The organism is Actinomadura macrotermitis, assembly GCF_009604375.1.
Taxonomy (GTDB): Bacteria; Actinomycetota; Actinomycetes; order Streptosporangiales; family Streptosporangiaceae; genus Spirillospora; species Spirillospora macrotermitis.
Map to the genome: position 1 here is coordinate 559,123 of NZ_WEGH01000005.1, position 22,963 is coordinate 582,085.

Below are 22,963 nucleotides of genomic sequence, written 5' to 3' on the forward strand. Positions count from 1 at the left end.
CCGCCAGCATAAAGCCGGCGCCGCCCCACCCGATCCCGCTCAGCCCCGCAGCGGAGCCCCGACCTCGTGCATATGGGCGAGGGCCTGCCGGTAGGACTCCACCATCCCGGTCTCCACATACGGCAGCCCCACCAGCGCACAGTGCTCACGCACCAGCGGCTGCACCTTCCGCAGATTGCACCGCGCCACGCTCGGGAACAGATGGTGCTCGATCTGGTAGTTCAGGCCGCCCAGCAGCCAGTCCACCACCGGCCCGCCGCGCACGTTGCGCGACGTCAGCACCTGGCGCCGCAGATGATCCCACCGGTCGCCCGGACCCGGCATCGCCATCCCCTTGTGGTTGTGCGCGAACGCGCTCCCCAGATGCAGGCCGAACAACCCCTGCTGCACCGCGACCAGCACCAGCGCCTGCGCCGGCGGCAGCAGCGCGAACGCCAGCGCCAGATACCCGACGGTGTGCACCGCCAGCAGCGTCCCCTCCAGCACCTGCACGCGCCGCGCCCGGCCCCGCAGGAACAGCACACTGTTCACCCGCAGGTTCAGGCCCTCCAGCAACAGCAGCGGGAAGAACAACCCCGCCTGATGCGCGATCACCCACCCGCCCAGGCCCCGGCGCCGCTCGGCCTGCCCGCGCGTCCACGCCAGCACGCCCTCCCCCACATCCGGATCCTTGTCCACGTGATTGGGGTTGGCGTGATGACGGCTGTGCTTGTCGTTCCACCACCCGTAGCCCATCCCCAGCAGCAGGTTCCCGAACAGCAACCCCAGCCACCGGTTCACCCGATGCGACTCCGCGATCTGCCGATGCCCCGCGTCATGCCCCAGAAAAGCCGTCCGCGCCGCCACCATCGCCAACGGCACCCCCAGCAACACCACCCACCACGACGGCGCCGCCCACGCCACCGCACCCCACAACCCCACCGTCGCCGCCAGATTGATCCCGATCGCCCGCGCGTAGTACCCCCGCCGCCGCTCCAGCAGCCCCGCCGCCCGCACCCGCCGCGCCAGCGGCCCGAAATCACTCGCCACACCGCGGCGCGGCACACTCTCCACGACAACCGTCACGACTCGACACCCTCCAGGCAGCCACCGGCACCAACAACTGCCCGCAACGCTAGGGACCGCCGCCCCGAACCCTCGCCCGGCACCAGAGCCATCTACCGCCTGGCTCCCAGGTCCCGCCACCACCCGCCCAAGATCCCCCCACAGAGTGATCCGGATCCCACCACCCTCGGTCAAAGAACCGCCACACCCCCCATATAGGGTCATAAGCCATGAGCGACAGCACCCGGTGGATCCAGCTCGACGGCGCCGTCAACATCCGCGACCTCGGCGGACTCCCCACCCACGACGGCACCACCACACGACGCGGACGCCTCCTGCGCTCGGACAACCTCCAGGACCTCACCGTCACCGACATCCGCCACCTGCTCGACGACTACCACCTCAAAAACGTCATCGACCTGCGCAGCGACGCCGAAGTCCACCTCGAAGGCCCCGGCCCCCTCACCCGCACCCCCTCCATCACCATCCACCACCTGTCCCTGTTCTCCGAAGGCGGCCGCCACACCGACGTCGCCGCCGACCAGCCCGACATCGACATCGACCGCGTCCTGCCCTGGCAGAACCGCCCCGACCACGGCCCCCTGCACGAACGCCCCATCGGCCACTACACCGGCTACCTGCGCGACCGCGCCGACTCCATCGTCTCCGCCCTGCGCGTCATGGCCCGCACCGACGGCTCCGCCCTCGTCCACTGCGCCGCCGGAAAAGACCGCACCGGCGTCGTCTGCGCCCTCGCCCTCGAGGTCGCCGGCGTCACCCGCGAAGCGATCGTCGCCGACTACGCCCAGACCGGCGAACGCCTGGACGCCGTCCTGGCCCGCCTGCGCGCCAGCACCACCTACGCCGCCGACCTGGACTCACGCCCCGCCGACAGTCACATCCCCCACGCCGCCATCATGGAGAAGTTCCTGGCCCGCGTGGACGAGGAGCACGGCGGCACCCTGGCCTGGCTCGCCGGCCACGGCTGGACCGACGAGGACTCCACCGCCCTGCGCGACCGCCTTCTCACCTGACCAGAGCCCTTCATCGACAAGGAAAAGCCCCTCACCCAGGTGAGGGGCCTTTTTCTTTTTTAGTTATGGGAGTTTTCTTTCAGCCGACTACCTTTACAAAGTAAGTTCAGCGGTGGCGGGCGATGCGCCGGCGGCGGAATCCCTCGTGCGACCGAGGTGAACCCGTCCGTGTCGCCCGATACTGAGGGGATGTCAGATCGATTTCGCGACTTAGGCCTCCCCGTGTGGGCGCGTGCGGGTGACGGCCTCCTCGTGGACGTGCTGGTCGCCGCGGCGGTCGCCGTCCCGGTGTTCGTGCCGTTCGCCACTGCCCCGCAGGTGACGCCGCTCGGCGTGGTGGTCAACCTCGGCACGGTCGTGCCGCTGGTGTGGCGGCGGCGGGCACCGTTCGCGGTGGCGGTGGTGGTGGCGTGCTTCGCCATGGGGGTGTCGCTGCATCACCGGCCCGGGCAGATGCTGCAGTACGGCGCGCTCGTGGCCATCTACACCCTGGCCGACCTGGGGCGGTACCGCTGGCAGCGGTGGGGGTTCATCGGCGTGCTGGTGGCCTCGATCCCGCCCGGCGCGCTGCTAGTGAAGGGCAACGACGCGGGCGAGTTCATGTTCACGCTGCTGCTGCCCATGACGGCGTTCCTGCTCGGCACGCTGGCGCGGACCGGGCGGGAGCGGTCGGAGGCGCTGGTGGAGCGTTCCACCCAGCTGGAACGCGAACGCAAGGCCCTCGAGCGCGAAGGCGCGGCCGAGGCGGCGCGGGCGGCGGCCGAGGAACGGGCCCGCATCGCCCGCGACATGCACGACGTGCTCGCGCACGCCGTCAGCATCATGGTCGTGCAGGCCGAGGCCGGCCCGGTGGTGGTCCGCTCCGACCCCGACCGGGCCGAGCAGGCCTTCGAGGCGATCGCCGGCGCGGGCCGGGACGCGATGGCCCAGCTGCGCCGCATGCTGGGCGTCCTGAAGGAGGAGCGGCAGGACAGCGATGGCCACCGGCACGGGGCGCGGGCGCCGCAGCCGACGATCGGCGCGCTGCCGGGCCTGGTCGAGGACGTCGGCCGCACCCGGGTCCGGGTGCGGCTCACGACCGAGGGCGAGCGCCGCGACCTGCCGTCCGACACCGACCTGGCGGCGTACCGCATCGTGCAGGAGGCGCTCACCAACACCGTCAAGCACGCCGGCGCGCGGACCGCGGAGGTCCGGCTGCACTGGCACGACCACGAACTGGAGATCACGGTGACCGACGACGGGCGGGGCCAGGGCGCGGCGGACGCGGGCTGGCGGCGGGGCGGCGACGGCCTCATCGGCATCGGCGAGCGCGCCGCCGCCTGCGGCGGCACGGCCGAGGCCGGTCCCCTGCCCGGCGGCGGGTTCCGCGTCCTGGCGCGGCTGCCCTACGCCGCGGCGGTGACCGCGTGATCCGGGTGGTGCTCGCCGACGACCAGGAGCTGGTCCGCAGCGGCTTCGCGATGATCCTGGACGCCCAGCCCGATATCGAGGTGGCCGCCGAGGCGGGCGACGGCGCCGCCGCGGTCGCCGCCGTGGCCGAGCACGATCCCGACGTGGTGCTGCTGGACATCCGCATGCCGGGCATGGACGGCATCGAGGCCGCCAAGGCCGTGTGCGCGACGACCCGGACCCGCGCGATCATGCTCACCACGTTCGACCAGGACGACTACGTCTACGACGCCCTCTACGCCGGCGCCAGCGGGTTCCTGCTCAAGGACGTGCGCCGCGACGACCTGGTGCACGCGGTCCGGGTGGTGGCGGCGGGCGAGTCGCTGCTGGCGCCCGCCGTCACCCGCCGCCTCATCTCCGACATCACCCGTGACCGGCCGCGCGCCGCCGCGGCCGTCTCCGATCGCCTGGCGGTGCTGACCGGGCGCGAGCGCGAGACCCTGCGGCTGCTCGGCCGCGGTCTGTCCAACGCCGAGATCGCCGCGGCCATGGTCGTCAGCGAGCACACCGTGAAGACCCATGTCAGCAACGTCCTGGCCAAGCTCGGCATCCGCGACCGCGTCCAGGCCGTGATCGCCGCCTACGAGACCCGGCTCATCGAACCCTCCTGACGAAGGGGCGCCTCCGTCGCGCGGGGGAGGAAGGCCCGCCCTCTCCCCCGCGCCACCGAGGCCCCAAGACCGCTCGCGGCGGCGATCCGCCCGGCCCTCCTCTCCCACCAGGATCGAGAACGCAGGAACGCAGCACTCGAACCCCGGGAGAACCGCTCATGGCCAGGATCGCCTTCCACCTCGCCCCCGCCCTCATGCTCGCCTACGGCATCGTGCGGCTGATCGACGGCCGCGACGGGCAGCACGGGCCGGGCCCCGCCTGGACCACGGGCCACCTGATCTTCCTCGGCTCGCTCCTGCTGTACGGCGGGGTGATCGCGGGTCTGTACGGCCGCCTGCGGGCCGCGGCGGGCGGCACCGCGCGCCGGGTCACGGCCGCCGCCGCGACCGCGGTCGCGGCCTTCGGGCTGGTGCTGTTCGTGCGCGTCGCGGTCATCGACATCGTCGTCGGCCTGCAGGCCGCGGACCCGGCGGACAAGAGCGCGCTCGCCGACAAGTACGCGGGCGTCCCCGCGGTGCTCCCCCAGGCGCTCTATGAGATCGGCCCGGTGTTCTTCATGCTCGGGCTGCTCGCGCTGCTGGTCCTGTCCGCGGTCGCCGCCCCGGGGCGCACGGCGGTGGCCGCCCTGAGCCCGGTCCTGGTCGCCCTCGGCTTCGTCGCCATCATGGCCGACCTGGACCTGCTGCCGGCGGGCGCGGCGCTGATCTGGATCGCGCTCGCCCTGATCACCCGCGGGCGGCGCCCGTCCGCCGCCGCGCCCGCCGGCGCCCCGGCCCAGCCGGGCACGCCGGTCACAGGGCGGCGCTGACGCGGGGGTCGGTGGAGGGGACGGGGGTCTCATGCCCGACCCAGGGGTCCCCGCCGAAGTGCCGCGCGAAGATCTTCTCGGCGGTGCGGGTGGCCAGGGCCTGGGTGGTGAGGGTCGGGTTGGGGCCGCCCAGGCTGTTGGCGAGGGCGGAGTTGTCGGCGATGTAGAGGTGGTCGATCCAGCGGCTGCGGGCGTCGGCGTCCAGGACCGAGTCGTCGGCGGACAGGCCCATGCGCATGGTGGAGTGCACGTGCAGCAGCAGCGGCGCCCAGTCGAACCGGTACACCCGCCGGGCGCCGGCGCGGCGCAGCAGCTCGGTGGCCTTGCGGGCGAGGAACTCGCGGTTGGCCTGGGTGCGGCGGGTGCGTTCGCGGGAGCGGAACACCACCTTGGGGACGGGGCCGTGGGAGTCGGGCGGCAGGACCGACTGCGTGACGCGGTTGTGGGCCTCGACGTCGTCGCCGGTGAGGATCAGCACGTTCAGCAGCCGGTCGATGCCGTGGGCGAGGACCTCTTTGAGCTCGGGGCCGATGACGCGGCCGGTGGGGCCGTCCCAGGGGCCGGTGAAGCCGCGGCCGTTGCGGTAGCGGCCGCGGATGCCGCTGTCCGACAGCGCCATGGAGTAGGCCTGCATGGCGGGGGGCAGGCCGATGTTCTCCAGGGCGCCGTGGCCGGGGAAGTCGCAGCGCGCGGCCGAGTTGGGGCCGCGCGAGTTGCCGGTGTCGTGGTCGAACAGGCCGGTGACGCCGTCCAGGAAGTGGTCGGTGTAGCCGCGGCCGACCCAGCCGTTGGGATTGGGCAGCCCGCTGTTGAGCCACAGGCGCGGGGTCTCGGTGGCGCCGCCGGCCAGGACGACGACGCGGGCGTCCTCGCGGTGCGTCTCGCCGGTCGCGCCGGTGCGCCAGGTGACGCCGGTGGCGGTGAGGCGGCCGTCGCGGTGCCCGGTGTGCACGCGGGTGACGTAGGCGTCGGCGAGCAGGGTGACGTCCCGGCCGTGCGGGGACCAGGCGGCGGCGGTCAGCGCCATCGGCACGTAGCTGTTGTCGGTGGAGCGCTTGGCGTACAGGTTGCGCGGCGCGCCGGGCGGTTCCATGCAGCCTTGCAGGCAGTAGCCGCAGAAGGTGCAGCCGGTGGCGCGGGGGTGCTGGAGCTCGGCGGGGTCGCCGGTGCGGCCGGCGGTGCCGCCTGGTTGCAGGATGGCGTTCTCCTGCGGGCGGTAGGACCAGCCGGTGGTGTCCTTGGCGGTCTGCACCGGGATGCCGAGCTTCTCGGCGCCCGACAGGAACACCGTCTCCTTGACGCCCATCGCGGCGGTCTGCACCGGCAGCGTCGCCTCGACCCACCGGTAGTAGGGGACCAGGTCGCGGTAGGCGAAGGGGAAGGCGTGCGCGGTGTCGTACATGGCCCGGTCGGCTCCGTCGTAGCCGTGGAAGACGCCGGGGTAGGCGCGCGGGGAGTTGCCGAAGTAGTGCAGGGTGGTGCCGCCGACGCCGGCGGCCTGCAGCAGGAAGGAGTTCTGGGGTTCCTCGCGCAGCCAGGCCGGTTCGCGGCGGTCGGGCGGGCCGAAGCGCAGGAACCCGGTGAGGGGGTTGTTGGCGTCGTTCTCCAGGTGGGTCCATTCGCGGCGGGGGTCGCCGTGGCGGGCGCCGCCCTCCAGCAGCAGGACGTCCAGGCCGCGGGCGGCCAGTTCCTTGGCCACCACGGGCCCGCCGCCGCCGGCGCCGACCACGATCACGTCCCGGGTCATCCGGTGACCTCCCTGCGTCCCTGGTAGTAGCCGCGGAATTCGGGGCGTCCCTCGGCGGCGGGGACGTATCCCGACAGGCGCCAGCCGACGGGCCGGCCGGTGAGCCGCCGGGTGGTGGGGTCGAACACCCCCCATTCGGACAGTCCGCCGAGGGCGGCCAGTTCCAGCAGCGCGCCGCCGAGGAAGCGCAGCAGCCCCGAGGCGGTGCGTTTGAGGGGTTCGGGCAGGTGGGCGTCCAGGGCTTCGACCAGGGCGGGGTCGGGGCCCTCCAGCAGCCGGAACACCGCGGCCTTGCCGGCGTAGGACAGGCGGCTGAAGGGGGTGGGCAGCGGTCCGGCGACGGTGCGCGGGTCGACGCGCAGGGCCTGGATGTTCAGCAGCAGCGCCACCAGCGGCGCGAGCGGCACCGCGTCCTTGGCCAGGGAGGCGGGGGCGCCGGGCGGGGCGGGCAGGGCGGTGAGGGCGGCGCGGCGGTAGGCGGTGACGACCGGGACGGGCAGGTAGCGGTTCAGGGCGTCGACCAGGAACCGCGGCAGCCCGGCCTCGACGCCGCCGGGGTCGGGGCGGGGCGTGCCCTGCGCGCGCGAGTGGGCGTCGGGGCCGGGCAGGACGAAGACCGCGAGGCCGGTCATGGTGTCCAGGGTCCAGGCGGTGAGCGGGTCGGGCGCCGCCCGCGCGGGCCGGGCCCCGGCGGCGGTGACGGTGGCGGCGGTGGCGAGGCCGGCGGCGCCGAGCAGGGCGCGGCGGTCGCGGCGCGGGGGGTCGGGCGGGGGCGGGGGTTCGGTCGGGGGCGGCGGGTTCAGCGGGAGCGGCGGGTTCAGCGGGAGCGGGTCTGGCATGACACCTCCAGCGCGGGGAGCCCACTCAACGTATTGGACGCATAGTCCAATTTCTTGTACCTGAGTGACAGTTCCCGCGCCGCCGGTACGCACGACCGCACAAGCCCCGGCCGGGCCGCCCCGGCCGGGGCGGTCAGCCGGCGAGCAGGTCGCGCACCGCGCGGTGCGCGGCCTGGCGCATCTCGGCGTGCAGGACGGCGTTGACCTCGCGGTCGGTGCGGACCTCGATCATCCGCAGCCCCTCCCCCGCGATCGCCTTGGGCACCTGCGCCGCCTCCTGCACCCGCCGGTAGGGCAGCCGGTGCGCCGCCGCGACCGCCTCCAGGTCCACCTGCTGCGGCGTGCCGAAGACCCGCTCGAACGGATCGCGCAGCGCCGCCTGCGGCAGCAGCGAGAAGATCCCGCCTCCCTGGTTGTTCACCACCACCAGCGCCAGGTCCGGGCGGTGCTCCTGCGGCCCCAGGATCAGCCCGTTCTGGTCGTGCAGGAACGCCAGGTCCCCCAGCAGCGCGTACGAGCGGCCGCTGTGCGCCAGCGCCGCGCCCATCGCCGTCGACACCAGCCCGTCGATGCCGCTGGCGCCCCGGTTGGCCATGATCCGGATGCCGCGGCGCGGCCGCATCACCTGGTCCAGATCGCGGATCGGCATGCTCGCCGCACAGAACAGCAGCGACCCGCCCGGCAGCGACGCCGCCAGGTCGCGGGCCAGCCGCGGCTCGGTCACCTCCGGACGCGCGTCCAGCACCCGGTCCACCGCCGCCGCCGCGGCCGCGTCCGCGGCGCGCCAGGACTTCAGCCACGCGTCGTCGCCCGACACCACCGGGATCTCCACGTCCTGCGCCACCTGCGTCGCCGACCGCACCGGGTCGGGCCAGTGCGCCAGGTCCGGCGACAGCACGATGTGCTCCTCGGCCAGCCGCAGCAGCGACAAAAGCGGCCGCGACAACCCCGGCTTGCCCAGCGTCACCACCACCTCCGGGCGGTGCCGCTCCACGAACTCCGGCACCCCCAGCAGGAAGTGGTGCGCCGACAGCGCGTGGTCGCCGTAGCGGGCGTTGCCGTTCGGCTCGGCCAGCACCGGCCAGCCCGCCATCGACGCCGCCGCCACGTACCGCTTGACGTTGACCGCGCCGTCCCCGACCACCAAGAGCCCGCGCCGCGTCGGCGGCACGTGCAGCACCGACCCCGGCGTCGCCGCCCGCACCCGCGTCCACGCCCCCGACGCGTCACCGCCGAGCGGCTCGCACCACGACTCGTCCCCGTCGGGGATCAGCGGCTCGCGGAACGCCGCGTTTAGGTGCACCGGCCCGGCCACCGGGAACTGCGCCAGCCCCCACGCCCGGCTGACCAGCGACCGCCAGTAGGCCACCATCCCCGGCCGGTCCTCCGGGACGCCGATCTCGGCGCTCCAGCGCGCCGCGGTCCCGTACAGCTTCACCTGGTCGATCGTCTGGTTGGCGCCGGTGCCGCGCAGCTCGGGCGGCCGGTCGGCGGTCAGCACCACCAGCGGCACCCGCGACTCGTGCGCCTCGATCACCGCCGGATGGAAGTTCGCCGCCGCCGTCCCCGAGGTGCACACCAGCGCCACCGGCCGCGCCGACCGCTTGGCCAGCCCGAGCGCCAGGAACGACGCCGACCGCTCGTCGATCCGCACGTGCAGCCGCACCCGGCCCGCCTGCTCGGCCGCGTGCAGCGCCAGCGCCAGCGGCGCCGACCGCGACCCCGGCGCCAGCACCACCTCGGTCATCCCGCAGCGCAGCAGCTCGTCCACCAGCACCGTGGCGAGCGCGGTCGCCGGATTCATCGCCCCACCCTGTCCAAAACCGCCGCGGCGCCGTCCATCCGGCGCCGCCAGCCCTCGTCGTCGATCTCGTACCGGGCCAGCGCCGCCTCGTCCACCGCCGGCCGGCGGACCGGCAGCACGCCGCCCTCGGCCCGCAGCGGCTCGGCGGCCACATCGCCCTCCAGCAGCGACAGCGTCGCCAACCCGCACGCGTACGGCAGCTCCGGCAGCGCCGCCGCCAGCGCCACCCCGGCGGCCAGCCCGACCGAGGTCTCCACCGCGCTCGACACCACCACCGGCAGCCCCGTCGCCTCGGCGACCTTCAGCGCCGCCCGCACCCCGCCGAGCGGCTGCACCTTCAGCACCGCGATGTCGGCGGCGCCGGCCGCCCGCACCCGCAGCGGGTCCTCCGCGCGCCGGATCGACTCGTCCGCCGCGACCGGCACGTCCACGCGCCGCCGCACCGCCGCCAGCTCCTCCAGCGTCGCGCACGGCTGCTCGACGTACTCCAGCCCGAACCGGTCCAGCTCCCGCACCATCCGCACCGCGTGCTCGACGTCCCAGCCGCCGTTGACGTCCACGCGCACCTTCCCCGCGGGGCCGATCGCCGCGCGCACCGCCTCCACCCGGGCCAGGTCGTCGACGTCGCCCTGCCCGCGCTCGGCGACCTTGACCTTCGCCGTCGCGCACCCCGACGCCCGCACCATCGCAAAAGCCTGCTCCGGGCCGACGGCCGGGACCGTCACGTTCACCGGGATCCGGTCGCGGACCGGCTCGGGCCACCCCTGGAACGCCGCCTCGCGCGCCGCCGCCAGCCAGCGCGCGGACTCGGCGGGCCCGTACTCGGCGAACGGCGAGAACTCGCCCCAGCCCGCCGGCCCCCGCACGAGCACGCCCTCCCGCCGCGTGACGCCGCGGAACCGCGTCCGCATCGGGATGGAGAACACCCGCACCCGCCGAACCCCCTGCTCTGCCCGATTTCCGACGTCGTTAGTAGTACCACGGGTAGGGCGACCAGTCCGGGTCGCGCTTCTCCAGGAACGCGTCCCGCCCCTCGGCCGCCTCGGCCGTCCCGTACGCCAGCCGCGTGGTCTCCCCCGCGAACACCTGCTGCCCCACCAGACCGTCGTCGATCATGTTGAAGGCGAACTTGAGCATCCGCTGCGCGGTCGGGCTCTTGCCGTTGATCTTGCGGGCCCATTCCAGCGCCGTGGCCTCCAGCTCGGCGTGCGGCACCACCGCGTTCACCATGCCCATCCGGTGCGCGTCCTCGGCCGAGTAGGTCTCGCCCAGGAAGAAGATCTCCCGCGCGAACTTCTGCCCCACCTGCCGCGCCAGGTACGCCGACCCGAACCCGCCGTCGAAACTGGCCACGTCCGCGTCGGTCTGCTTGAACCGCGCATGCTCACGGCTCGCCAGCGTCAGATCCGCCACCACATGCAGGCTGTGCCCGCCGCCGGCCGCCCATCCGGGCACCACGCAGATCACGACCTTGCCCATGAACCGGATCAGCCGCTGCACCTCCAGGATGTGCAGCCGCCCCGCCCGCGCCGGGTCGACGCCCTCGGACGTCTCGCTGTCGGAGTACTTGTACCCGTCCTTGCCCCGGATGCGCTGGTCACCGCCCGAGCAGAACGCCCACCCGCCGTCCCTCGGCGAAGGCCCGTTGCCCGTCAGCAGCACACACCCCACATCACTGGACATCCGCGCATGGTCCAGCGCCCGGTACAGCTCGTCCACGGTGTGCGGCCGGAACGCGTTGCGCACCTCCGGCCGGTCGAACGCGATCCGCACCGTGCCCTGGTCCACCGCACGGTGATAGGTGATGTCGGTGAAGCCGAACCCCTCGACTTCCTTCCAGGCCGACGCGTCGAACAGCTCCGAGACCATGTGTTCCTCTCCTAGACCGGCGGACGCCCCATTCAACCGCCTCCGCGATTCGAACATGTTCAGCGGGGTCGTCTACGCTGAACAGATCATGGAACGCCGCCTGCACGCCGTCGTGCTCCCACCCGGCCCGCGCCTGCTCACGGCCCTGGCCGCCGCCCTCGACGGCACCGGCCCGGCCATCTGCCCCCTGCCCGCCGACCTGCCGCCCGCCGCGCTGCGCACCCTCATCGACACCCTCGCCCCCCACGCCGTGCAGACCGAGGACGGCCTCACCCCCCACCACCCCCGCACCCCCGAGGCCGGCGTCCCCGCCGGACCCGGCACCGCCGTGCTCATCGCCACCTCCGGCTCCACCGGCACCCCCAAGTTCGTCGAACTGTCCGCCGAGGCCCTGCGCCGCTCCGCCGCCGCCACCGTGCGCCGCCTGGACGCCGGCCCCGGCGACCGCTGGCTGTGCTGCCTGCCCACCAGCCACATCGCCGGCCTGCAGGTCCTGGTCCGCTCCCTGCTCACCGGCACCGACCCGATCATCCACCCCCGCTTCGACACCGCCGCCGTCGCGGCCGCCGGCGCCGACCTGCTCGCCCTCGTCCCCACCCAGCTGCGCCGCCTCCTGGACGCCGGCGCCGACCTGGCACGCCACCGCGCCATCCTGCTCGGCGGCGCCGCGGCGCCCCCCGGCCTGCTGGAGACCGCCCGCGCCCGCGGCGCCCGCGTCCACACCACCTACGGCATGAGCGAGACCTGCGGCGGCTGCGTCTACGACGGCCGGCCCCTGGACGGCGTCCGCCTCGCCATCGCCCCCGACGGCCGCATCCGCATCGCCGGACCCGTCCTGTTCACCGGCTACCGCCTGCGCCCCGACCTCACCCGCCAGGCCCTCGCCGACGGCTGGTTCACCACCCAGGACCTCGGCTCCCTCGGCGACGACGGCCGCCTGCACGTCCGCGGCCGCGCCGACGACGTCATCAACACCGGCGGCGAGAAGGTCGTCGCCGCCGAGGTCGCCGCCACCCTCGCCCACCACCCCCGCGTCCGCGACGTCGTCGTCGTCGGCCGCCCCGACCCCGAATGGGGCGAACGCGTCACCGCCGTCGTCGTCCCCGACGGCGACGCCCCCGACCTGACCGACCTGCGCGCCTTCGTCCGCCGCACCATGCCCGCCCACGCCGCCCCCCGCGAACTGCGCCTGGTCCCGGCCATCCCCCTGCTGCCCTCCGGCAAGCCCGACCGCGAACTCCTGCGCCGCGGCTGACCCGTCCCGCCACCCCCTCCTGGCCTCGCCGCCCCGCCCGTGACACCCTGTGATCATGGCAGAGCAGGCAGCAGAGCAGGACGAACAGCACGAGAGCGCCCTCACCGTCGCACTGGCGTTCGCCGCCAACCTGGGCATCGCCATCGCCAAGATCGTCGCCGCGGTCGTCACCGGCTCGGCCTCCCTGGCCGCCGAGGCCGCGCACTCGGTCGCCGACACCTTCAACGAGGTCCTGCTGATGGTCGGGATGCGGCGCAGCGTCCGCCCCGCCGACCGCCGCCACCCCTTCGGCTACGGCAAGGAACGCTACATCTGGACCCTGCTCGTCGCCGTCGCCATCTTCGGCATGGGCGCCCTGTTCGCCTTCTACCAGGGCGTCCAGACGATCTTCGGCCACCACGGCGAGGAGGCCAGCCCCACCGTCGGCTACATCGTGCTCGCCGTCTCCTTCGTCCTGGAGGGCATCTCCTGGCAGCAGGCGCTGCGCCAGATCCGCGCCGCCGCCCGCGAGGAGGAGCTGCCCTTCATCACCTACATCCGCCGCACCGACGAGCCGACCTCGATCAGCGTCCTGCTGGAGGACAGCGCCGCCCTGCTCGGCCTGCTGCTGGCCTTCGCCGGCCTCGGCCTGCACCAGCTCACCGGCTCCCCCGTCTGGGACGGCGTCGGCTCGATCTGCATCGGGGTCCTGCTCACCGTGGTCGCGGTCGTGCTCGGCCGCATCAACCTCAACCTGCTGATCGGCACCCAGGCCGACCCCCGCATCGTCCGCGACGTGCGCACCCGGCTCGGCGCCGCCCCCGAGGTCGAGTGGCTCGTCGACATCGTCACCATGACCGTCGGCGCCGACCGGGTGCTGGTCTGCGCCCGGCTGGACTTCCGCGACGGCCTCACCTCCGGCGACGTCGAGCACGCCTGCGTGCGCCTGGCCGACGAGCTGCGCGAGGCGCACGAGGAGATCGACGAGGTCTTCCTGGAGCCGGTCCCCCGCGACGATCCCGGCCTGCGCGAGCGCGTCGTCGCCCGTTACGGGATGCAGCTGAAGCAGGACCCGCCGCCGGAGATCGGGCGCTCGTGAAAACCCACCGCCTTTACACAGTAAGGTTCAGCCGGTCGCCGGGGTCCGCCGCGCGGCCGGCATGTGAACCGCCTCACCGCCGCGGCCGCGCCGCCGCGCCTTCCCCGGGGCAGGCCGCGAACCCGCGGCAGCCCCTTGCGGGCCGCTGATCTGGGCTTTCACCGGCTCCCCCGGGCCGGCCCCGCCGCGTGCCCCGCGGCGCCTGTGAGACGCTGGAACCAGAAAATCCGGGAACAAGCGGGCGGGTGTGCGGCGTTCCCGTTTATGCGCGCGTGAATAGAGAACAGCATCATCTCCGCGTCGCACACACACCACGGAAGGGAGGGGGGCGTCCTCATGCCGCGAACCGCCGTTGAGACCCCGCTGACGGAGTCGACGAGCCCGGCCCTCGGCGATCTGCTGGAGCGGGGCCGCACCCAGGGCCGTCTCTCGCTCGACGAGGTGCGCACGGCCTTCGAGTCGGCCGGGATCAGCCCGTCCCAGGGGCGCTCCATCCTGCGCGAGCTGTCGGAGTCGGGCATCAGCCTGGCCACCGAGGACGAGCCCGCCAAGCGCAAGCCCGCCGCCAAGGCCGCGGGCCGGACCACGCGCGCCCGCGCGGCCGACAAGGCCGAGCCCGCCGCCGCCCCGGTCAAGAAGCGCGCCACCCGCAAGACCGCCGTCAAAGCCGCGCCCGACGCCGCCGAGTCCCCCGCCTCCCCCGCCCCCGCGGCGGGCGGCGACGACGAGCCCGGCGACGAGGCCTTCGAGCTGACCCAGGTCGAGACGGCCGAGGCCGAGATCGCCGACCTGGACGACACCTCCACCGCCATGGGCGACTCGGTGCACACCTACCTGAAGGCGATCGGGCGGCGCCAGCTGCTCACCGCCGAGCAGGAGGTCGACCTGGCCAAGCGCATCGAGGCCGGCCTGTACGCCGAGTACAAGCTGGAGAACGACAAGCTCGGCCCCCGCGAGCGCGCCGACCTGGAATGGGTCGCCGCCGACGGCCAGCGCGCCAAGTCGCACATGCTGGAGGCCAACCTGCGCCTGGTGGTCTCGGTCGCCAAGAAGTACTCCGACCGCGGCCTGTCGCTGCTGGACGTGGTCCAGGAGGGCAACCTCGGGCTGATCCGTGCGGTGGAGAAGTTCGACTACTCCAAGGGCTACAAGTTCTCCACCTACGCGATGTGGTGGATCCGCCAGGCCATCCAGCGCGGCTTCGCCGACTCGGCCCGCACCATCCGGCTGCCGGTGCACGTGCTGGAGATGCTGAGCAAGCTCAGCCGGGTGGAACGCGACATGCACCAGCGCCTCGGCCGCGAACCCACCCCCGAGGAGCTGGCGGTGGAGCTGGACAAGAGCCCCGAGCAGATCCGCGAGCTGCTGCGCACCAGCCGCCAGCCGATCAGCCTGGACTCCACCATCGGCGAGGACGGCGAGACCCGCATCGGCGACCTCATCGAGGACACCGACAGCCCCGAGGCCTCCGACCTGGTGGACCGCCAGCTGATGGCCGACCAGCTGCGCCGCACGCTGGACATCCTGTCCCCGCGCGAGGCCAAGATCATGGCGATGCGGTTCGGGCTCTACGACGGCACGCCGCGCACCCTGGACGAGATCGGCAAGGCCCTCGGGCTGACCCGGGAGCGGATCCGCCAGCTGGAGAAGGAGTCGCTGTCCAAGCTGCGGCACCCCAGCAACGCCCAGCCGCTGCTGGACTTCGCGGTCTGACGACCGCCGCACGCCGAGGGCCCCGGACGGACCGTCCGGGGCCCTCGGCGCACGTCCGGGGCTCAGTCGCCGCGGCGGAACTCCCAGATCGCCACGCCCATCAGGCCGAACGCCATCGCGGCCACGATGGCGATCTCCAGCCAGACCGGGACGGGCCAGCCGTTCCAGGTGACGCCGGGGTTGAAGGTGCGGGCGAGGGCGGGCGAGACGTCCAGGTGCGCGAACACCGCCTGGCGCAGCGGGTCCACCGCGTAGGTGAGCGGGTTGACCCGGGTGAGCACGCTCAGCCAGACCGGCAGCCCGTTCAGCGGGTACAGCGCGCCCGACAGGAACATCATCGGCATCATCGCCATCTGCATGATGGCGAAGAACGACTGCATCGTCGTGATCCGGGCGGCGATCATGACGCCGAAGCCGGTCAGCGCGAACGCGCCGAGGAACATCAGCCCGAGCATCTCCAGCAGCAGCAGCGGGTCGTAGGGGACGCCCGCCAGCCCCGCCAGCGCGAGGATGATCACGCCCTGCAGCGTCGCGACGACGGCGCCGCCGACGCACTTGCCGACCACGATCGCGGCCCGGCTGACCGGGGCGACCAGCATCTCGCGCAGGAACCCGAACTCGCGGTCCCACACGATCGACCCGGCCGAGAACATCGCGGTGAACATCACCGACATGGCGCACACGCCGGGGAAGATGAAGGTCTTGAGATTGACCGGGCCGTGCGCGCCGCCGGCCGCGGCCGTCAGGTTGGACAGGCCGGTGCCCATGACCAGCAGCCACAGCACCGGCTGGACCAGGCCCGACACCATGCGCATCCGCTCCCGGGAGAAGCGGATCAGCTCCCGGTGCATGACGATCCGCACGGCGCGCAGGTCGTGGCGGACGCTGCGCTCGGGCACGCGGACCCGGGCGACGCCGGTCTCGGCGCGGGTGGGTGCCGCCATCGTCATCGCCTCCCGCGCATCGCCATGCGCATCCAGTCGTTCGAGGACCCCTCGGCGTCGCGGATGGTGCTGCCGGTGTACTTCATGAACACGTCGTCGAGCGAGGGGCGCGACACGCTGACCGAGCGGATCGGCACGCCGAGCTCGCCGAACAGCCGGGGCACGAACGCCTCCCCCGCCGGCACGGCGAAGGTGACCGCGCCCTCGGCGACGGCGGCGTCCAGCCCGAAGTGCTCCTTCAGCGCGGCGATCGCGGCGTCGTCGTCGGCGGTGCGGATCTGCACCCGGTCCTTGCCGACGCCGGCCTTCAGCTCCTCGGGGGTGTCCAGCGCCACGATGCCGCCCGAGTCCATGATGGCGATCCGGTCGCAGAACTCCGCTTCGTCCATGTAGTGGGTCGTCATGAAGATGGTGATCTCCTCGGTGTGCCGCAGCCGCCGGATGTACTCCCAGATCGAGGACCGGGTCTGGGGGTCCAGGCCGACGGTCGGCTCGTCCAGGAACAGCACCCGCGGCGAGTGCAGCAGCCCGCGCGCGATCTCCAGCCGGCGCTTCATGCCGCCCGAGTAGGCCGACACCAGGTCGCCGCGCCGGTCCCACAGGCCGACCATCTCCAGCACCTGGCGCATCCGGCCCGCCGCCGCCGCGCGCGGCACCCCGTACAGCTCGGCGTGGAAGCGCAGGTTCTGCTCCCCCGTCAGATAGCCGTCCAGCGTGGGGTCCTGGAAGACCAGGCCGATGTTGCGGCGCACGTCGTCGCGCTCGGTGACCACGTCGTGCCCGGCGACGCGCGCGGTGCCGGCGGTCGGCCGCAGCAGCGTGCACAGCATGTTGATCGTGGTGGACTTGCCCGCGCCGTTGGGCCCGAGGAACCCGAAGATCTCACCGGGCGCGACGCTGAACCCGATCCCGCGCACCGCCTCCACGTCACCGAACCGCTTGACCAGCCCGTCGACGGCGACGGCCGGTTCCCCCTGCGGCATGAGGCCTCCTCGCCGGGCCGCGCCCGGCACGGCCACCCCTAGAACAAGCCTCTCATATACCACCAAGCACGGCAGGCCGCCGCCGGGGACGCGGCCTCAGGCCACCGGCACCACCGGCGCCATCCGCAGCCGCGCCTGGTCGTAGCGGCGCAGCACCAGCCGCGCCAGCGCGTCGTGCGCGCCGAGCGGCCGCGTCACATGATCGGCGCCCGCCCCCTCCAGCCGGTCCTGGAAGTGCCCGGGCGCCAGCAGGTACGACGCGACCACCACCCGCGCCGCCCCCGCCGCCCGCCGCTCCGCCACCACCTCGGCCAGCGGCGGACCGCCCGCCGCGACGAACCCGAACGGCACCGGCCGCCGCAGCCGCCGCGACAGCAGCCGCGCCGCCACCCGCACGTCGGCCAGGCCCGCCGGATCCGACGAGCCCGCCGCGCCGAGCACCACCGCGTCACCGCGGCCGAGCGCGGGGATCTCGGCCAGCCGGTCGGCCAGCGCCTCGGCCAGCAGCGCGTGCGGCCCGAGCGGCCGGCCCGCCGCCGCGTCCGGCCGCAGCCGCTCCACCCGCCCCGGAATGTCGATCAGCGCGTGGTAACCGCGCGCCAGCAGCAGCGGCACGCTCACCAGCGGCCCGTCCACCGCCCGCACCGCCTCCTCCAGCGACGGCTCGGCCAGCTCGGCGTAGGCCTCGGCCACCGTGACCCACGGACGCAGCGCCCGCACCCGCCGCAGCAGCTCGCGCGTGCTCGCCGCCGCCCGCGGGTCCCGGGAGCCGTGCGCGACCGCCACCAGCGCCGGCGCCTGCCCCGCCCCCCGCTCAGCCACCGGACTCCACCCTCACCGTCTCCACCAGCCGGGGGTCGCAGGCCAGCCGGTACCCCCGCTTCACCACCGTCTCCACGATCCCGGTACGGCCGAGACCCCGGCGCAGCCGCGCCACCGCCATCTCCACCGCGTGCTCGTCGGCCTGCGGCCGCGCCTCGCGCGACCACGCCGTCGTGCCGCCGGCCGCCATCAGCCGGCTCGGCAGCACCCCGCACAGCTCGGCCCGCGACACCACGTGCCCCGGCCGCCGCGCCAGCGCCCGCAAGATCGCCATCGGCGCCGGCGCGATCGGCCGCAGCTGCCCGTCCAGCACCACCGCGTGCCCGCGCAGCTCCAGCTCGGTGCCGCGCACCTCCAGCCGCCGCGACCGCCGCCGCGGCAGGTTCTCCGCCAGCGCCCGCACCAGCGCGCCGATCCGGGCCCGCTCGGGCTGCACCGTCGGCACCGACCGCTCGGTCAGCGCCTGCGCCGTCACCGGCCCGACGCACGCCGCCACCACATGCGTGCGCAGCGCCTCCAGCAGCAGCTCCTCCAGCCCGTCCTCGGCCGCGACCGCCAGCGTCGAGGCCACCGCCGGGGCACTGGTGAAGGTGACCGCGTCCAGCGTCCCGGCCACCGCCTGCCCCACCAGCCGCCGCAGCGGCGTGGAGTCCTCGGTGCGCGACCACCGGTACACCGGCACCTCCACCACCTCGGCGCCCGCGTCGCGCAGCGCCCCGGTGAACTCCGGCAGCTGCTCGCCGTACAGCTGCACCGCGATCCGCGTCCCGGCCAGGTCCTTGGACAGCAGGTGCTTCAGCACCTCCGCGCAGCTCTCGGCGGCCGGCGACCACGCCTCGGTCAGCCCGGCCGAACGGATCGCGCCGCGCGCCTTCGGACCGCGCGCCAGGATGTCCACCGACCCCAGGCGCGCGATCAGCTCGTCGCGCAGACCCCACCCGTCGGCCGCCTCCAGCCACGCCCGGAACCCGATCCCGGTGGTGACCACCGCGTGGTCCAGCGGCCGCGCCACGCACTCCTTGGTCGCCTGCAGCAGCTCCACGTCGTCGGCCAGCGGGATCAGCCGGATCGCCGGCGCGTGCACCACCCGCGCGCCGCGCCGCTCCAGCAGCGTGGCCAGCTCCTCGTGCCGGCGGGCGGCGGTCACCCCGACCGCGAACCCGGCGAGCGGCTCATCGCCGGTGCTCATCGGAGACAGCCACCTCCACCCGGTCGCCCGGCGCGCGGCGGACCGCGAACACCGGCAGCGCGACCCGCGGGTCGTCCAGGCACGCCCCGGTGCGCAGGTCGAACACCTGCTTGAACATCGGCGAGGCCACCGTCGGCGCCCCGCCCCGGGTGCCCAGGATCCCGCGTGAGATCACCTGCGCGCCGCTGAAGGGGTCCAGGTTCGCCAGTGCGTGCAGCCCGCCCTCGTGGGTGAGGAAGATCGCCACCTGCACGCCGTCCACCAGCGCGGCCACCCCGCGCTCGGGCATCAGGTCGGCCAGGGCGCACACGTCGTGCCAGCGGGCATCGGCGGCCCGTCCCGGCGCGGCGGCGCGGGTCGTCAGGTCAGGGGTGATGGTCATCGGACGGCAACCTCCAGGCGGGAGCCGGCCACCAGGACCGGCTTGATCTGGTCGCGTTCGGACGCGAACACGATGCTCGGGTCCGGGGTGTCGGGAGCGTTGACGAAGGACACGAACCGCCCGAGCTTGGCCGGGTCCTCCAGGGTGTCGCGCCACTCGTCGGAGTAGGCGCCCACGTGCCGGTCCATGGCGGCGTCCAGCTCGGCGCAGATGCCCAGGCTGTCCTCCACGATCACCTCGCGGAGGTAGTCCAGGCCGCCCTCCAGCGCCTCCAGCCAGCTCGCGGTGCGCTGCAGCCGGTCGGCGGTGCGGATGTAGAACATCAGGAACCGGTCGATGTAGCGGACGAGCGTCGCGTCGTCCAGGTCGGAGGCGAACAGGTCGGCGTGCCGGGGCCGCATCCCGCCGTTGCCGGCGATGTACAGGTTCCAGCCCTGCTCGGTCGCGATGACGCCGAAGTCCTTGCTCTGCGCCTCGGCGCACTCGCGCGCGCACCCCGACACCGCCGACTTCAGCTTGTGCGGCGCGCGCAGCCCCCGGTACCGCAGCTCCAGCAGGATCGCCATCGCCACCGAGTCCTGCACCCCGAACCGGCACCAGGTCGACCCCACGCACGACTTCACCGTGCGCAGCGACTTGCCGTAGGCGTGCCCGGACTCGAACCCGGCGTCCACCAGCCGCTTCCAGATCCGCGGCAGCTGCTCCACCCGGGCCCCGAACAGGTCGATGCGCTGCCCGCCGGTGATCTTGGTGTAGAGCCCGAAGTCCCGGGCCACCTCGCCGATCACGATCAGCTTGTCCGGCGTGATCTCCCCGCCGGGGATCCGCGGCACCACCGAGTAGGTGCCGTTCTTCTGCAGGTTCGCCAGGAAGTGGTCGTTGGTGTCCTGCAGCGCCGCCTGCTCGCCCTCCAGGATGTGCCCGTTGCCGAGGCTGGCCAGGATCGAGGCCACCACCGGCTTGCAGATGTCGCAGCCCCGTCCCTGGCCGTGCTCGGCGATCAGCTGCGTGAACGTGGTGATCCCGCGCACCCGCACGATGTCGAACAGCTCGGCGCGGCTGTGCTCGAAGTGCTCGCACAGGGCCTTGCTCACCTCGATGCCGGCCGCCGTCAGCTCGGCGTCCAGCAGCTTCTTCACCAGCGGGACGCAGCTGCCGCACGTGCTGCCCGCCCGGGTGCAGGACTTGACCTCGCCCATGTCGGTCAGGCCGTCGTCGCGGATCGCGCACCGGATCGTCTCGGCGCTGACGTTGTTGCACGAGCAGATCACCGTCGAGCCCGGCAGGTCGCCGCCCGCCGCCTCGGTCCCGCCGAACAGCACCTGCTCGGGGCTGCCCGGCAGCTCGGCGCCGATGTAGGCGCGCAGCGTCGGGTAGGCCGCGGCGTCGCCGACCAGCACCCCGCCGATCAGCGTCCGGGCGTCGTCGCTGACGATCAGCCGCTTGTACACCCCCGCCAGCGGGTCGGTGTAGGTGACGTCCAGCGCGCCCTGCTCGGGGCCGGCGAACGGGTCGCCGAAGCTGGCCACGTCCACGCCCATCAGCTTCAGCTTCGTCGACAGGTCCGCGCCCTCGAACCGGGCCGGGCTGTCGGTCCCGGCGGCCTGCGCCAGCAGCTGCCCCGCGACCACCTCGGCCATGCTGAAACACGGCGCGACCAGGCCGTACACCTGGCCGCCCACCAGCGCGCACTCCCCCACCGCGTAGATCGCGGGGTCGGCGGTGCGGCAGTGCTCGTCCACCACGATGCCGCCGCGCTCGCCGACCGGCAGGCCGCAGCCGCGGGCCAGCTCGTCGCGCGGCCGCACGCCGGCCGAGAAGACGACCACCCCGGCCTCGATCGCCGAGCCGTCCGACAGGGCGACCCGCGCGACCGCGCCGTCCTCCCCCGCCTCCAGGCCCGCCATCGGGGTGCCCGCGTGCACGTGCATGTCCAGCGCCTCGATGTGGCGGCGCAGCATCGCGCCGCCGCCCTCGTCGAGCTGGCGCGGCATCAGCCACGGCGCCACCTCCACGACGTGGGTCTCGACGCCGAGGCCCTGCAGCGCGCGGGCGGCCTCCAGGCCGAGCAGGCCGCCGCCGACGACCACGCCACCGGTCCCCGGCCTTGACGAAGTAAGGTCGGCGCAGTGCGCGCGGAGCGCGTCCAGGTCGTCGATGGTGCGGTAGACGAACACGCCCGGCAGGTCCTTGCCCGGCACCGGCGGCACGAACGGCGCCGACCCGGTCGCCAGCACCAGCGCGTCGTAGCCGACCTCCCGGCCCGACGCGGTGCGCACCACCCGCGCCTCCCGGTCGACCGCCACCGCGGCGTCGCCGGTCACCATCTCCACGCCGTCGTCGTGCGCCGGGTAGGCCAGGTCGGCGTCCTCGGTGAGGTAGGAGGTCAGCGCCACCCGGTCGTAGGCGGTGCGGTCCTCCTCGCCGATCACGGTGACCCGCCACGCGCCGGCGCCCTCGCCGTCGCGCAGCGCCTCCACCAGCCGGTGGCCGGTGGGGCCGTGCCCGACGACCACCACGCTCTTCGTTGCGTCCCCTCCAACGTTCATGGGGTGAATCCTGCGAAGAGGCGGTTTCGGCGTTGCGTCCCGTCTGTCACCGGCGTGTTAAAAGCAGCTCACCGCGACACCGTTTCGTGGTCGCCTCGCAACCGGACCGCCATGAATTTCGGGTGTTCTTTCCGGAAAGGCAATTCCCGCCACGCTCTTCTCGCGCCGCGGGTAGCGCTCCGCGCCTTCTTGACGATCACGTGTCAAGCGTTGTGGGGCGGCGTCAAGGGCCATTCGGCACCGCCGGATCGGTTGCCGAACGGATCGGCGGCGCCGCGGCGACCTCCGGCGGGAAAGCGGCCACGAACCGCGCCGGCACCGGGTGAGGGCCCGGCCGGCACGCCTAATCTCGGTACATGCCCGACCTTGCCTATTACGCTTCGCTGCCCCGTACGCGCGGTGCCGCGGCGGCCCTGCTCCTGGACGACCTCGGCCGCGTGCTGCTGGTCAAGCCCACCTACAAGCAGGGCTGGTTCCTGCCCGGCGGGGTCATCGAGGCGGGCGAGTCCCCCCTCACCGCGTGCGTGCGCGAGTGCCAGGAGGAGCTCGGCCTGACGCCCCGGCTCACCGGGCTGGTCTGCGTGGACTGGGCGCCGCCGCGCGACGGGGTGGACGCCGTCAACGTGTTCGTGTTCGGCGGCTCGATCACCGCCGCCGAGATCGCCGCGGTCCGGCTGCCGCCCGAGGAGCTGTCCGACCACGTCATGGCCGCCCCCGAGAAGGTCCCCGAGCTCGCGCCCGCGCACATCGCGCGGCGGATGGGGCCGAGCCTGCGCGGGCTCGCCGAAGGCCGCGCGCTCTACCTGGAGGACGGCCGGGAGACCCCGTTCGGCTGAACGGGG

The 22,963-nt window shown here is 73.9% G+C and carries 19 protein-coding genes and 1 pseudogene; 8 read left to right on the top strand and 12 right to left on the bottom strand.

The annotated features are described in order from the left end of the window. Positions 1-39 precede the first annotated feature (39 nt). A complete protein-coding gene (locus ACRB68_RS35400; protein ID WP_328595184.1) occupies positions 40-1,065 on the bottom strand; it encodes a fatty acid desaturase family protein in 1,026 nt (341 codons plus the stop codon). A gap of 209 nt (positions 1,066-1,274) precedes the next feature. Here ACRB68_RS35400 and ACRB68_RS35405 point away from each other — a divergent pair, with 209 nt between their 5' ends. The 4 genes from ACRB68_RS35405 to ACRB68_RS35420 all read left to right on the top strand — a co-directional run bounded on the left by ACRB68_RS35405 (position 1,275) and on the right by ACRB68_RS35420 (position 4,947). Further along, positions 1,275-2,078 carry a tyrosine-protein phosphatase gene (locus ACRB68_RS35405; RefSeq protein ID WP_153540326.1) on the top strand — a complete coding sequence of 268 codons (804 nt, stop codon included), beginning with the start codon at positions 1,275-1,277 and terminating at the stop codon, positions 2,076-2,078. 252 nt (positions 2,079-2,330) lie between these two features. Next, complete coding sequence (locus ACRB68_RS41755) at positions 2,331-3,488, top strand: sensor histidine kinase (protein WP_328595185.1); 1,158 nt, start codon at positions 2,331-2,333, stop codon at positions 3,486-3,488. Then, complete coding sequence (locus tag ACRB68_RS35415; protein ID WP_328595186.1) at positions 3,485-4,138, top strand: response regulator transcription factor; 654 nt, start codon at positions 3,485-3,487, stop codon at positions 4,136-4,138. Before ACRB68_RS41755 ends, ACRB68_RS35415 begins: the two co-directional genes overlap by 4 nt. A gap of 158 nt (positions 4,139-4,296) precedes the next feature. Then, the gene (locus ACRB68_RS35420) at positions 4,297-4,947 is read left to right on the top strand and encodes a hypothetical protein (RefSeq protein ID WP_153540330.1); all 651 of its coding nucleotides are present in this window, start codon (positions 4,297-4,299) and stop codon (positions 4,945-4,947) included. On the opposite strand, the gene ACRB68_RS35425 is transcribed toward ACRB68_RS35420, so the two are convergent. The 5 genes and pseudogenes from ACRB68_RS35425 to ACRB68_RS35445 form a co-directional block, all read right to left on the bottom strand. Continuing rightward, entirely contained in the window at positions 4,931-6,694 is a 1,764-nt protein-coding gene (locus ACRB68_RS35425) for a GMC family oxidoreductase N-terminal domain-containing protein (protein WP_153540332.1), read from the bottom strand. The two genes, ACRB68_RS35420 and ACRB68_RS35425, sit on opposite strands and share 17 nt — an antisense overlap. After that, on the bottom strand, positions 6,691-7,533 hold the full coding sequence (locus ACRB68_RS35430) for a hypothetical protein (protein ID WP_153540334.1): 843 nt from the start codon (positions 7,531-7,533) through the stop codon (positions 6,691-6,693). The genes ACRB68_RS35425 and ACRB68_RS35430 overlap by 4 nt, the downstream gene beginning before the upstream one ends. Before the next feature lie 133 nt (positions 7,534-7,666). Then, positions 7,667-9,337, bottom strand: coding sequence for a 2-succinyl-5-enolpyruvyl-6-hydroxy-3-cyclohexene-1-carboxylic-acid synthase (gene menD / locus ACRB68_RS35435; RefSeq protein WP_153540336.1), 1,671 nt, complete (start codon positions 9,335-9,337; stop codon positions 7,667-7,669). Continuing rightward, positions 9,334-10,275, bottom strand: a pseudogene (locus ACRB68_RS35440) (o-succinylbenzoate synthase); the annotation flags it as partial. The gene menD and the pseudogene ACRB68_RS35440, both read right to left, overlap by 4 nt. A 31-nt stretch (positions 10,276-10,306) precedes the next feature. Continuing rightward, positions 10,307-11,206, bottom strand: a complete 900-nt coding sequence (locus tag ACRB68_RS35445; protein WP_153540340.1) for a 1,4-dihydroxy-2-naphthoyl-CoA synthase — start codon at positions 11,204-11,206, stop codon at positions 10,307-10,309. 88 nt (positions 11,207-11,294) lie between these two features. On the opposite strand from ACRB68_RS35445, the gene ACRB68_RS35450 reads away from it, so the two are divergent. The 3 genes from ACRB68_RS35450 to ACRB68_RS35460 all read left to right on the top strand — a co-directional run bounded on the left by ACRB68_RS35450 (position 11,295) and on the right by ACRB68_RS35460 (position 15,252). Next, positions 11,295-12,461 carry an AMP-binding protein gene (locus ACRB68_RS35450; protein ID WP_153540891.1) on the top strand — a complete coding sequence of 389 codons (1,167 nt, stop codon included), beginning with the start codon at positions 11,295-11,297 and terminating at the stop codon, positions 12,459-12,461. 55 nt (positions 12,462-12,516) lie between these two features. Next, on the top strand, positions 12,517-13,539 hold the full coding sequence (locus tag ACRB68_RS35455; RefSeq protein ID WP_153540343.1) for a cation diffusion facilitator family transporter: 1,023 nt from the start codon (positions 12,517-12,519) through the stop codon (positions 13,537-13,539). Positions 13,540-13,875: 336 nt separating this feature from the next. Beyond that, positions 13,876-15,252, top strand: coding sequence for an RNA polymerase sigma factor (locus ACRB68_RS35460; protein WP_153540345.1), 1,377 nt, complete (start codon positions 13,876-13,878; stop codon positions 15,250-15,252). A gap of 62 nt (positions 15,253-15,314) precedes the next feature. Here ACRB68_RS35460 and ACRB68_RS35465 read toward each other — a convergent pair whose 3' ends face one another. The 6 genes from ACRB68_RS35465 to nirB form a co-directional block, all read right to left on the bottom strand. Further along, positions 15,315-16,196: an ABC transporter permease gene (locus ACRB68_RS35465; protein ID WP_153540347.1), complete on the bottom strand. Its 882-nt coding sequence runs from the start codon at positions 16,194-16,196 to the stop codon at positions 15,315-15,317. A 2-nt stretch (positions 16,197-16,198) separates the two neighbouring features. After that, positions 16,199-17,179 (bottom strand): ATP-binding cassette domain-containing protein, encoded by a 981-nt coding sequence (locus ACRB68_RS35470; protein ID WP_153540348.1) that lies wholly within the window; start codon positions 17,177-17,179, stop codon positions 16,199-16,201. A gap of 96 nt (positions 17,180-17,275) precedes the next feature. Then, positions 17,276-18,001, bottom strand: coding sequence for a sirohydrochlorin chelatase (locus tag ACRB68_RS35475; protein WP_328595187.1), 726 nt, complete (start codon positions 17,999-18,001; stop codon positions 17,276-17,278). Further along, a complete protein-coding gene (locus ACRB68_RS35480; protein WP_153540350.1) occupies positions 17,994-19,190 on the bottom strand; it encodes a uroporphyrinogen-III synthase in 1,197 nt (398 codons plus the stop codon). Before ACRB68_RS35480 ends, ACRB68_RS35475 begins: the two co-directional genes overlap by 8 nt. Beyond that, positions 19,174-19,572 (bottom strand): nitrite reductase small subunit NirD, encoded by a 399-nt coding sequence (gene nirD / locus ACRB68_RS35485; RefSeq protein ID WP_153540352.1) that lies wholly within the window; start codon positions 19,570-19,572, stop codon positions 19,174-19,176. The genes ACRB68_RS35480 and nirD overlap by 17 nt, the downstream gene beginning before the upstream one ends. Further along, positions 19,569-22,121 carry a nitrite reductase large subunit NirB gene (nirB, locus tag ACRB68_RS35490; protein ID WP_153540354.1) on the bottom strand — a complete coding sequence of 851 codons (2,553 nt, stop codon included), beginning with the start codon at positions 22,119-22,121 and terminating at the stop codon, positions 19,569-19,571. Before nirB ends, nirD begins: the two co-directional genes overlap by 4 nt. A 356-nt stretch (positions 22,122-22,477) precedes the next feature. Here nirB and ACRB68_RS35495 point away from each other — a divergent pair, with 356 nt between their 5' ends. Next, positions 22,478-22,957, top strand: a complete 480-nt coding sequence (locus ACRB68_RS35495) for an NUDIX domain-containing protein (protein ID WP_153540356.1) — start codon at positions 22,478-22,480, stop codon at positions 22,955-22,957. Positions 22,958-22,963 lie beyond the last annotated feature (6 nt).

What these genes read in the sequence shown, in the direction of transcription:
- ACRB68_RS35405 (WP_153540326.1), top strand. Translation starts at nt 1,275, where the DNA reads ATGAGCGACAGCACCCGGTGGATCCAGCTCGACGGCGCCGTCAACATC.
- ACRB68_RS35420 (WP_153540330.1), top strand. Translation starts at nt 4,297, where the DNA reads ATGGCCAGGATCGCCTTCCACCTCGCCCCCGCCCTCATGCTCGCCTAC.
- ACRB68_RS35425 (WP_153540332.1), bottom strand. Translation starts at nt 6,694, where the DNA reads ATGACCCGGGACGTGATCGTGGTCGGCGCCGGCGGCGGCGGGCCCGTG.
- ACRB68_RS35430 (WP_153540334.1), bottom strand. Translation starts at nt 7,533, where the DNA reads ATGCCAGACCCGCTCCCGCTGAACCCGCCGCTCCCGCTGAACCCGCCG.
- menD (WP_153540336.1), bottom strand. Translation starts at nt 9,337, where the DNA reads ATGAATCCGGCGACCGCGCTCGCCACGGTGCTGGTGGACGAGCTGCTG.
- ACRB68_RS35445 (WP_153540340.1), bottom strand. Translation starts at nt 11,206, where the DNA reads ATGGTCTCGGAGCTGTTCGACGCGTCGGCCTGGAAGGAAGTCGAGGGG.
- ACRB68_RS35450 (WP_153540891.1), top strand. Translation starts at nt 11,295, where the DNA reads ATGGAACGCCGCCTGCACGCCGTCGTGCTCCCACCCGGCCCGCGCCTG.
- ACRB68_RS35455 (WP_153540343.1), top strand. Translation starts at nt 12,517, where the DNA reads ATGGCAGAGCAGGCAGCAGAGCAGGACGAACAGCACGAGAGCGCCCTC.
- ACRB68_RS35460 (WP_153540345.1), top strand. Translation starts at nt 13,876, where the DNA reads ATGCCGCGAACCGCCGTTGAGACCCCGCTGACGGAGTCGACGAGCCCG.
- ACRB68_RS35465 (WP_153540347.1), bottom strand. Translation starts at nt 16,196, where the DNA reads ATGGCGGCACCCACCCGCGCCGAGACCGGCGTCGCCCGGGTCCGCGTG.
- ACRB68_RS35470 (WP_153540348.1), bottom strand. Translation starts at nt 17,179, where the DNA reads ATGCCGCAGGGGGAACCGGCCGTCGCCGTCGACGGGCTGGTCAAGCGG.
- ACRB68_RS35480 (WP_153540350.1), bottom strand. Translation starts at nt 19,190, where the DNA reads ATGAGCACCGGCGATGAGCCGCTCGCCGGGTTCGCGGTCGGGGTGACC.
- nirD (WP_153540352.1), bottom strand. Translation starts at nt 19,572, where the DNA reads ATGACCATCACCCCTGACCTGACGACCCGCGCCGCCGCGCCGGGACGG.
- nirB (WP_153540354.1), bottom strand. Translation starts at nt 22,121, where the DNA reads ATGAACGTTGGAGGGGACGCAACGAAGAGCGTGGTGGTCGTCGGGCAC.
- ACRB68_RS35495 (WP_153540356.1), top strand. Translation starts at nt 22,478, where the DNA reads ATGCCCGACCTTGCCTATTACGCTTCGCTGCCCCGTACGCGCGGTGCC.